At 42.9% G+C, this 9,744-nt stretch carries 12 protein-coding genes; 1 reads left to right on the forward strand and 11 read right to left on the reverse strand.

The genetic code is table 11. The features are described 5' to 3' along the window. Window positions 1-114: 114 nt before the first annotated feature. The 11 genes from AWV70_RS21020 to AWV70_RS21070 form a co-directional block, all read right to left on the reverse strand. Window positions 115-1,545 (reverse strand): spore germination protein, encoded by a 1,431-nt coding sequence (locus AWV70_RS21020; RefSeq protein ID WP_060210444.1) that lies wholly within the window; start codon window positions 1,543-1,545, stop codon window positions 115-117. 104 nt (window positions 1,546-1,649) lie between these two features. Further along, the gene (locus AWV70_RS23125; protein WP_082713755.1) at window positions 1,650-2,465 is read right to left on the reverse strand and encodes a CAP domain-containing protein; all 816 of its coding nucleotides are present in this window, start codon (window positions 2,463-2,465) and stop codon (window positions 1,650-1,652) included. A 192-nt stretch (window positions 2,466-2,657) separates the two neighbouring features. Beyond that, entirely contained in the window at window positions 2,658-3,560 is a 903-nt protein-coding gene (locus tag AWV70_RS21030) for a CobW family GTP-binding protein (RefSeq protein ID WP_060210445.1), read from the reverse strand. A gap of 57 nt (window positions 3,561-3,617) precedes the next feature. Continuing rightward, window positions 3,618-5,114: a S41 family peptidase gene (locus tag AWV70_RS21035; RefSeq protein WP_060210446.1), complete on the reverse strand. Its 1,497-nt coding sequence runs from the start codon at window positions 5,112-5,114 to the stop codon at window positions 3,618-3,620. Window positions 5,115-5,199: 85 nt separating this feature from the next. Beyond that, window positions 5,200-5,901: a purine-nucleoside phosphorylase gene (deoD, locus tag AWV70_RS21040; protein WP_060210447.1), complete on the reverse strand. Its 702-nt coding sequence runs from the start codon at window positions 5,899-5,901 to the stop codon at window positions 5,200-5,202. Between the two features lie 80 nt (window positions 5,902-5,981). Further along, on the reverse strand, window positions 5,982-6,203 hold the full coding sequence (locus AWV70_RS21045) for a YozE family protein (protein ID WP_060210448.1): 222 nt from the start codon (window positions 6,201-6,203) through the stop codon (window positions 5,982-5,984). A 12-nt stretch (window positions 6,204-6,215) separates the two neighbouring features. Beyond that, entirely contained in the window at window positions 6,216-6,641 is a 426-nt protein-coding gene (gene msrB, locus AWV70_RS21050; protein WP_060210449.1) for a peptide-methionine (R)-S-oxide reductase MsrB, read from the reverse strand. After that, entirely contained in the window at window positions 6,638-7,168 is a 531-nt protein-coding gene (gene msrA, locus AWV70_RS21055) for a peptide-methionine (S)-S-oxide reductase MsrA (RefSeq protein ID WP_082713756.1), read from the reverse strand. The genes msrB and msrA overlap by 4 nt, the downstream gene beginning before the upstream one ends. A 12-nt stretch (window positions 7,169-7,180) precedes the next feature. Next, window positions 7,181-7,756 (reverse strand): YpmS family protein, encoded by a 576-nt coding sequence (locus AWV70_RS21060; RefSeq protein WP_060210450.1) that lies wholly within the window; start codon window positions 7,754-7,756, stop codon window positions 7,181-7,183. 12 nt (window positions 7,757-7,768) lie between these two features. Beyond that, window positions 7,769-8,581 (reverse strand): GDSL-type esterase/lipase family protein, encoded by an 813-nt coding sequence (locus tag AWV70_RS21065; RefSeq protein WP_060210451.1) that lies wholly within the window; start codon window positions 8,579-8,581, stop codon window positions 7,769-7,771. A gap of 46 nt (window positions 8,582-8,627) precedes the next feature. After that, window positions 8,628-9,467, reverse strand: coding sequence for a DegV family protein (locus AWV70_RS21070; RefSeq protein WP_060210452.1), 840 nt, complete (start codon window positions 9,465-9,467; stop codon window positions 8,628-8,630). Window positions 9,468-9,538: 71 nt separating this feature from the next. On the opposite strand from AWV70_RS21070, the gene AWV70_RS24955 reads away from it, so the two are divergent. Continuing rightward, a partial coding sequence (locus tag AWV70_RS24955) for a hemolysin III family protein (protein WP_235588809.1) occupies window positions 9,539-9,744 on the forward strand: 206 nt, incomplete at its 3' end.

The raw sequence follows: 9,744 nt of genomic DNA on the forward strand, positions 1-9,744 counted from the left end.
CCCAGGAATTCGTTCCTGCTTCAATGATCATTCGATGTTGAAATGAAACGAAGACAGTTCCCGTCTGCACAACAAACATGATCAAGAAAAACTGGAGCCTCGATAATGTGAACATTACGATCTCCGGCCTTTCTTTTTAGAGGCGAATGAGAAATTCCTTTGCTGTTTATGGAACTTGGAATAAGGGACGCGGAAAAACACCTCTAAGAATCTGGACGTATCCAACGGAATGAACGGCGCAAAATAAGGCTGCTTCAAGGAGGATAGTGATAACAGGTGAATCACTAATATAATCGTTCCGATCGCCATGCCAAAGAAACCGAAAATTGCCGCAGCCGCCATGAATGGAAACCGTAAAATACGAATTGAAGTATTCATTTCAAGGGTTGGGACGACGAAGCTTGAAATTGCCGTCAATGCGACAACGATTACCATTAAATTCGAGACGAGCCCAGCATTGACAATGGCATCACCGATGATTAAACCGCCGACAACACCGATTGTTTGCCCAATTGGCTTCGGTAGCCGAATACTCGCCTCACGAATCAATTCGATGAACAGTTCCATTATGATTGCTTCGAATATTGGACGATAGGGGATTTCGTTAATTGCCAATTTCACTTTTTTACTGATTTCTATCGGCAAGATTTCTGAGTGAAAGCTGACAACCGCTATGTAAAATGCCGGAAGATAGATGGCGATCACTAAGCTCGCAATCCGTAACAGCCGAAAAAATGAACCGACAATGACGCGGCCATTAAAATCATCAGGAGATTGATAAAATGAAAAAAAAGTGACCGGTGCAATCATAACGGTCGGTGAATGATCGGTGAAAATGGCGATTTTCCCTTCCATTAGGTTGAAGGCTACACGATCCGGCCTTTCCGTAGCCATGAATTGTGGAAAGGGGGATAAAACGGATTCTTCTAAATAATCTTCAATCTCTCCGGAATTCATAATGTCCTGTTCCTGCACTTCCCGTAGACGATTTTCAAATAAATCGACTACGTCGCCTTCCGCTATAGATTCAATATAAAGATACGTTATATTTGTAATTGTATTTTGGCCGACTTGCATTGATTTGACGACAAGGTCTCGCCTCCCAAGTTTTTGTCGGACAAGCGTTAGATTTTGCTGTACATTTTCAATAAATCCGTCATGTGAGCCGCGAACAATTTGTTCACTGATCGGTTCACCAGGCGCTCTTCCAAAAGTGCTTTGCGCGGAAATGGTCAACATCACCTGGGAATCATGAAAAATAACGACTGTCAGTCCTTTACAGACTGATTTTATGAGCTCCTCTTCCGAATAAGGCATTATATCCGTCACGGCAGTTTTTCCCCAATTGCTCATTTTCGCAGTGGCCCGCTGTCGAATAATATCAATCTGTTTGTTTACTTCCGTTCCGTCAGCCAATGATGAATAATAGCATAAAATCCCCTTGCCAGTTGGCCAATCAACATCGATAACAACAAAATCCTCTGAATTGAAGAAGAGATGTTTTACACTTTTCTTATCGATTACCGGCTTACTTCCATTGTCCATGTCCATCACCTCACGGCTAAAGTATCGCCGCCAACAATCGTTTTTATGCAAAAAAGAACATGCCTGGATACTTCTCCAGGCATGTTCCTTCTTCTTACTACTACTTATTTTTGAATAAACTGTTGTGTCCAATAATTACCGTTTTTGTCATAACCGATACCGATATGAGTGAAGTTTGGTGTCAAGATGTTTTGTCTGTGGCCCGGAGATTCCATCCAAGCTTTCACGACTTCTTCAGCTGAACGCTGTCCCATCGCAATATTTTCAGCAGCTGCGCGATACGAGATGCCATTCGCTTTCATTTGGTCGAAAGGCGATCCGTATGTCGGGCTCGTATGTGAAAAGTAATTTTTAGACGCCATGTCTGTTGATTTTTGACGAGCAGAATTCATCAATTTTGTGTCGATTTGCAAAGGCTTCAATCCAGCCTTTTGTCTTTCTGCATTTGTCAGATCAAGCACCGCTTGTTCGATGGCAGAGACGTTTTCATTTTGCACTTTCTCCTCATCAGGCTTTTCCTGAACAACCGGCTTTTCTTGCTCCACTGGATTAGAAGGTTCAACCGGTTTTTCTTGTTCCACCGGTTTTGATGGTTCAACTGGTTTAGAAGATTCAACCGGTTTCTCTTGTTCCACTGGTTTTTCCTGTTCTACTGGCTTGGAAGGTTTTGCGGGTTTTTGAATAGTAACCTCTATGTTATTAGCAAAATATTTTTCAATTTCATTAACATGTTTATTTACATATTGGTTTACCTCTTCAGGATTGTATGAGGAAAATTTACCTTCATACATATAAAGTTGTACATTTTGCACCGCTTTTGTGATCTCCAAGTCGTTGTTGCGATAAGATGCTTCAGCGCTGTTGTTGTTTGGAAGTAATAGCGCTGAGCCGAGTAAGATGACAGCCATCGATTTTTTCATCTGATTACTCCTCCCTTCGCAAACTATCATAACGCATGCGAGAAGATGAGAATCGGAATGAAATACCAACCGAACCAATTAATTTCTAAACGTGATGACAAAGGAGGTTTTGAAACAATCAAATTGGATTGTTTTGGTTGAGTCGACTATTATTTCATCTATCGAGGGGTTGACAGTAAGCTGTTCGGCTAATTATTCAACGTATTCTATCTGACTGATCCCTTCACCGATGATTACAAGTTTCGGCTCCATCTTCACATATTCAGGCAACCAATTGACCATTCCATATGCGTATTGGAATAGGTATGGGGTGACTATTCCTTTAACCGGTACATAGCCTTTCATTCGATACACGGTATCTGGCAATGACTTGACCCACTCTTCGAATTCCTCCTTGTCAACAGGTTGATCGAAGGTGATCAACTTCGATGCCAATGGGAGGTTTCTGCCGGATACGATGGATTCCTGTTTTGGATTCGCGGTGTCTTTCAATATTTCTTCGATGAAAGAGAATGAGATATTCGAGTTTTTAGTTTGAATAAGAGGAGCCATACTATTGAAATTCGAAATCTCCATCGATACTGTCGCTACTTCCGAATCAGACAACAAATCGGTTTTATTCGCCAATAAAATATGTGCATGGCGGATTTGCTCCATGAATAAAGATCGGACTTGCGGCGACATTTTTTCCCTTTCCAGCCATCGTTTTGCGTCTGCAACAGTAACAATCCCCTTGATCTGCAAGCGTTCAGCGAATAAAGGCGAGTAAACGGCGTCTAGTGCTTCGACTGGGTGAGCGGCGCCTGTCGTCTCGATCAATATGACATCTATGTCGTCATTCTCTTCCAATAAACCTTGCAGCTGTGCCTCTGTTTTCTCGGAACCTGTGCAGCAAATACAGCCATTCAAAAGCTCTTTCAATGGAATGTCGTCTTCCTTACTAGCAACAGAATCCGAATCGATTGAAATGGAGCCGAATTCATTCATGAGGATTGCCGGTTTTTTCCCCGCTTCTTTCAGTTGGGCAATCAAATTCAGTAATAATGATGTTTTCCCACTGCCTAAAAAGCCGCTTAATAAATAGACATCAATCATCAGTAGACCTCCCTAACTATAAAAGCGCCCATCCGCGAAGGAGTGGACGCTTTCTACTCATTTTTTAATCTGTTTCAATAGGACTTCTTTTGCTTTTTGCAATTGTGGATCCTCATCTTGGATCTTATTTCTCAGTTCGTTCATCAATCCATAAGTCGTATCCCCAACTAAAACACCATCTTCTTTCAAAGACAATGCCTTTTGGAGCTCAAGGACTGCAGATTCCGTCGCCTGATCGAAAAGTCCATCGATTTCACCCGGATCATAACCAACAGCGCTCAGCATCTCCTCTGCGGATTTGATTGAAGGAGATACCATTCCCTCTTTCATTTCCATGGAAGGGTCAAGGAATGGCAGCATGGCGTAAGAAGGGTATGGGACTTCGATGTCGGGCTCAATTCCTTTTTCATGTATCCAGTTGCCGTCCGGAGTCAACCATTTCGCAGTTGTCAACTTCAAATTCGAACCGTCAGGCAAATCTTTTGGCGTTTGGACAGTCCCTTTCCCGTACGTTTTAATGCCGATAAGTGGTACATTTGCAGATTCTTTTAGAGCACCAGCCAATATTTCGGACGCGGAAGCACTGCCGTCATCGATGATCATCGTGACAGGAACATTGACTTTCCTACCGTCCGAGGCGACGTACACTTCGGGGTTATTTCCTTTTCCTTCGTATTGGAAAAGATTTTTATCTTTTTCAACGAAAAGATCAGATATGTCGATTGCTGTGTTCAACATGCCGCCTGGGTTTTGACGGACATCTACGATAAGTCCTTCCATGCCCTGTTCTTCCATTTCATCCAATGCTGCTAATAACTCGTCATACGTATGCTCTGAGAAGCTTGTAATATGGATATGGGCGACTTTATTATCAAGCATTTCCGTATAGACCGTTTCAATTGGAATGACATCTCGTTCGATATTTACGTCAAATGGCTCGCCCATTTCACCGCGTCGGACCGAGAGGGTTACTGTTGTCCCCTTTTTACCACGTATGAGGAGAACAGCTTCTGAAGAAGACATACCTTGGATGCTCTTTCCATCTACAGCAATGATCAGATCATTCGGCAAAAGGCCTGCACGTTCCGCGGGTGAATTCTTTATCGGCGAAACGACATTGATATACCCATTCAATTCTTGAATTTCTGCGCCGATCCCTTCAAAGCTGGAAGAAATGCTTTCAGTCAATTGACGTGCTTCCTTTTCATTTAAATAGTCCGAAAAAGGATCGCCAAGTGCTTCGATCATTCCGTTAATGGCACCGTCGATGACTGCCGATTCATCAATATCGTTATAATAGGTTTTTTTCATTTCATCATATGCTTCATATAACTTTTTGAATTCCTGGCGATCTGCCGTAGGGTTTTGAGGACTGACCACTTCCACGACCTTACCCTCACCTGTCGTCAACGCAAAAAAAGTAACGGCAGCCGTTGCAAGAACGAGGCCGAATATGAGCATGACCAATGAGAACGGTTTCAATCGTATATATCGTTTTGCGGGCGGTTCATAGTGTGTTTCTTCTTGTCCGCCGTCTTTCTCTTTTTCGTCCATCCCATTCCCCACTTTCCTTCCCGATTAAACGGTTCATTCAAAAAAAGACCGCTGTTGATGCGGCGAGCGGTCCTCCATTGCATGATTATTGAATTGCAGCGTCTAGTGCCACAACAATCATGTCATTGAAAGTTGTTTGGCGTTCTTCGGCAGTTGTGACTTCTCCAGTTAAGATATGATCGCTTACCGTAAGAACTGACAATGCCTGTCTTCCGAACTTTGCAGCCAAAGTGTAAAGAGCAGCTGTTTCCATTTCAACAGCTAGCACACCGTATTGTGCAAGTTTTTCATGCTCGGCATTTTCATTGTAGAAGAAGTCTTCTGTGAAGACATTTCCTACTTTTAATTGGAGTCCTTTTTCCAGACCTGCATTATAGGCTTTCAGCAATAAATCGAAATCTGCTGTCGGTGCATAGTCGACACCATTGAAAAACGTCCGGTTGATCGGTGAGTTCGTAGTAGCACTTTGAGCAATAATGACGTCACGAACTTTTACGTCTTTTTGAATTGCTCCGCAAGTACCTACACGGATTAATTTCTGTACATCGTATTCTTGCATTAGCTCATTGATGTAAATGGAGATGGATGGAACACCCATGCCTGTTCCTTGAACAGAGATTCGCTTTCCTTTATATGTTCCTGTATATCCGAACATATTCCTCACTTCGTTATACTGTGTTACATCTTCCAAGAATGTTTCTGCGATATATTTTGCACGCAATGGGTCTCCAGGAAGGAGAATCGTATCAGCAATATCGCCTTTTTTCGCATTAATATGTATGCTCAATTTACCCGCCTCACTTTCAAATTTCTTCTCTAATCATACAGTTATTCCTCGTTTTATGCAATGATGACGGTACTACCGACCTATTCGAAACGCTCTTTGTACAATTCATATAATTCATCGAAAATAACGCTTGGCATTTCGGGATCCGCTTTTTCCTCCAAGTAACGGGAAAGCGGATCAAAGCCTTTTTCATCTTTCGGGAAGCTATGGTCATTGAACACAGCTTCGGCGAAAGCGGATTTTGCATCGTCTTTCTTCCCTCCCCGGTAAGATAAGACAAATTGATAAAAAGAACGATCCATTATAAACCTCCTTCAGTCATTGAATAAATGGGAAAATTCACTGTATCCTTCTTCTCCAAGCTTGTTCGCAGGGATGAATCGAAGAGCTGCAGAATTGATGCAATAGCGAAGACCGGCTGGACCTTGTCCGTCAGGAAACACATGTCCCAGATGGGAGTCAGCTGTTTTGCTGCGGACTTCTGTTCTGCGCATCCCATGGCTTGCATCAAAATGCTCTGTCACTTCTTCACTTTGGATGGGTTTTGTGAAGCTTGGCCAACCGCATCCCGCATCGTATTTGTCTTTGGAGCTGAATAACGGTTTCCCTGAGACAATGTCGACGTAGATGCCTTCTTCATAGTGGCTATCGAATTCATTATTGAATGGTGGTTCTGTCCCATTTTCCTGAGTTACATAGTATTGCATGTCCGTCAATGTCTGTTTAAGGTTTTCCTTCATGATTGATCACCCCAATGTTCAGTTTTGAAACGCTCCCTGCCTGATCCAACTGCATACCGTTCGTAATGGGAAGGGTTTTTCATATAATAGTCCTGGTGTCCCTCTTCAGCAGGATAGAACGGCTTCGCAGGTAAAATATCAGTTTTGATCGGTTTATTAAATTTTCCGGAAGAAGCAAGTTCCTGCTTCGATTCCATGGCAAGAACTTCTTGTTCAGGTGAGTGCGTGAAAATCGCCGTTTGATACGATTCACCTCGATCGAAAAATTGCCCCCCTGCATCCGTCGGGTCGATTTGGCGCCAAAAAATAGATAGCAACTCTTCATATGAAATGATTGAATCGTCAAAGGTGATTTGAACGGCTTCCCGATGTCCCGTCGTATTCGTGCAGACGAGTTCATATGATGGATTTTTAACATCTCCACCAGTGTAACCGGAAACGACGGAAATGACTCCATCATACCGATTGAAAGGTTTCACCATGCACCAAAAACAACCACCAGCAAACGTCGCTTTTTGAATTACCAAAAGAATCCCTCCTCAATCATTGGGTATCGTAACTTCAAGCTCAATATTATCATTCAGGAGATCGACCGATTTAGCCCTAACTTGTAAATCCCCTGCGATTTCCAGTTCAGATAAATGGATGAATATTTCTTCCTCCTTGGGTCTAACAATCATCCAAGGCGGAAGCTTGACTGAATCGCGCAATACACTTAAAACAGTCGATGGCGGAAGTTCCAGTTCACCGATTTCCATAGATGTTTGTTTAAGCATTAAGTTTCCATCTTCCAGTACGACCGGATCGAAATGCATCATGAGGGGAAAAGTTATTCCAAAGGCGGTCAATTCGGAATGGAGCCTGACGTCATCCTTGATCAGCATGGTGACAGGAAGCTTTTCTCCCTTCATTGCCTTACGGATATAATTATTTGCAAGCGCCTCTAGATCATTCCTAGTCGCTTTGACGCTCAATACACTGCCCTTCGGCGTATATTGATCCAATGGCGGAAGCGGATCCGAATCGCCAGGACTTTCAAGAAAAACGACTAATGCAATGATACCGGACACGATTAAGCCAGAAAGCACGAAAAATGCTATTTTCCAAAGATTCACAAACGGTCACCTCTACATATCCAATTTTCCATCCGACAATTCCGTCAAACCGCATTGATCGATTTTCTCGATGAAGCGATTTGCCATCGATACATACCCTTTCGCATTTGGATGAAAAAAATCGGAGTGGTATACCATATTTTCATTGCTTGTGAACAAGTCGACCACTGGGATAAAACAAGCCTTTCCATCCATGATCGTCTGAATTTCAATTGCTTCATTCCAATCCTCGATAACTGTTTCAAATTCATTCGCTTCATCCGTGACAATTGATAACGGATTGTATAGTCCGGCAACAACGATGATAGCATCCCCGTTTAATCCGCGAATCATCTTGAATATTTCATCGAGTCGATTTTCAAACTTGCCCAATTCGACATAAAAAGGCTTTGCCGTCAAATTGAAAAGATTCGCTTTGACGATTTTCATGATGTCATTCCCGCCAATTGTCATATAGATGACATCCGCCTTTTCAATCTCTGCTTGGATTTCCTCTTTTTCCAATTGGTCGATTAATTGGTCGCTTCGGCGTCCTCTTTTCGCCAAGTTCTTTGAATCGATCTCTTCAACGCCTTTCCAATCATTCATCGCAAGTGCAACACGACCGAAATAACCGCCCCTCTTCAGCTCATCTCCCACTCCTTGGGTCAGTGAATCCCCAAGTCCGATGACAGTGACTTTTTCGGGAATGAAATAGTCCGGTATGCGATAATCCGACAGTGCCAAGCTTTCTCTTTCAGAAAATGACGATGTCTTGTTTACGACATTTTCCTGGCATCCTGTTAAAACGAATGAGAAGACGATCAATAAGAAAATTCTTCTCATAAACACAGTTCCCCTTTTTTTAGTAATTGAACCGCCCGAAAATTGATCAGTCGGTATAATACATGAATCCGATTGCCCCTTCGCCAGTATGTGTGCTGATGATCGGCGAGGTGAAAGAAAATTTGACGTCCTTCCAACCTGATTCTTCCACTAATTGCAAGAGAGGTTCCGCCATCGCCATTCCATTGGCATGGGATATGCCGATGGAACGTATTATTTTGCCTGCGGTCTCTTCTTTAAACGCCTTGAAAAGTTGTGATACGACTTGCTTATGGCTGCGTGCTTTGCCTACTGGTGTATAGACGCCGTCTTGCAAAGTTGCGATCGGCTTGATGTTCAATAAAGAACCGATCAGCGCCTTCCCTTTGCCTATACGACCGCCTTTCACGAGATTATCCAACAGATCGACGACAACAAATAGCGTCGTATTTTTACGAACATCCACTAATCTCTTTACGATTTCTTCCACACTTTTCCCCGCACTAGCCATTTTGGCGGCTTCCACGACTTGAAACGTCAAAGCATGTGAAATGAACATCGAGTCGATGACTGTCACTTTCGAATCGGTCATTTCTGCAGCAGCTTCAGCAGACTTCACTGTTCCGCTCATCCCGCCTGTCATATGAATGGATATGATTTCACTTCCATCTTCGCCAAGGCGGTCATACAGTTGTTTGAAAACGCCCGCAGCAGGCTGTGAACTTTTGGGAAGCTCTTTGCTCCCTTTCATCTTTTCAATGAAAGATTCGGGCTGTAAATCGACTCCATCAGTGTACGTATTGCCGTCAATATGGATTGTTAGCGGTACGACATGGATATCATATTGGTCAATATAGTTTTCAACCAAATCTGCTGTCGAGTCAGTGACGATATGAATTTTTTTCAAGTATAGCACTTCCTTTATAATATTGGCGCAAGTTTAGTATGCTAGAATAGAATCTGCAAGGAGGTTTGATGATGTCCGAAGCATTTGATTATAAAAATTCAAAAGAGGAACTTTGGAATGCTATCACACATGGCATTGGATTTGCTTTGAGCATTCCAGCACTTGTCTTGCTCATAATGGCGGGCATAGATCATGGCAGTGCAACCGCCGTCGTCAGCTTCACCATCTTTGGCGTGTCCATGGTCCTTTTGTTCCTTATGAGCACACTTCTACACAG

The organism is Sporosarcina koreensis (genome assembly GCF_001531445.1).
Classification (GTDB): Bacteria; Bacillota; Bacilli; order Bacillales_A; family Planococcaceae; genus Sporosarcina; species Sporosarcina koreensis_C.

Excerpts from the sequence above, each read along its gene's own strand:
- AWV70_RS21035 (WP_060210446.1), bottom strand. The coding sequence starts at position 5,114 with ATGGACGAAAAAGAGAAAGACGGCGGACAAGAAGAAACACACTATGAA.
- msrB (WP_060210449.1), bottom strand. The coding sequence starts at position 6,641 with ATGAAGGAAAACCTTAAACAGACATTGACGGACATGCAATACTATGTA.
- AWV70_RS23125 (WP_082713755.1), bottom strand. The coding sequence starts at position 2,465 with ATGAAAAAATCGATGGCTGTCATCTTACTCGGCTCAGCGCTATTACTT.
- AWV70_RS21030 (WP_060210445.1), bottom strand. The coding sequence starts at position 3,560 with ATGATTGATGTCTATTTATTAAGCGGCTTTTTAGGCAGTGGGAAAACA.
- AWV70_RS21020 (WP_060210444.1), bottom strand. The coding sequence starts at position 1,545 with ATGGACAATGGAAGTAAGCCGGTAATCGATAAGAAAAGTGTAAAACAT.
- AWV70_RS21045 (WP_060210448.1), bottom strand. The coding sequence starts at position 6,203 with ATGGATCGTTCTTTTTATCAATTTGTCTTATCTTACCGGGGAGGGAAG.
- AWV70_RS21065 (WP_060210451.1), bottom strand. The coding sequence starts at position 8,581 with ATGAGAAGAATTTTCTTATTGATCGTCTTCTCATTCGTTTTAACAGGA.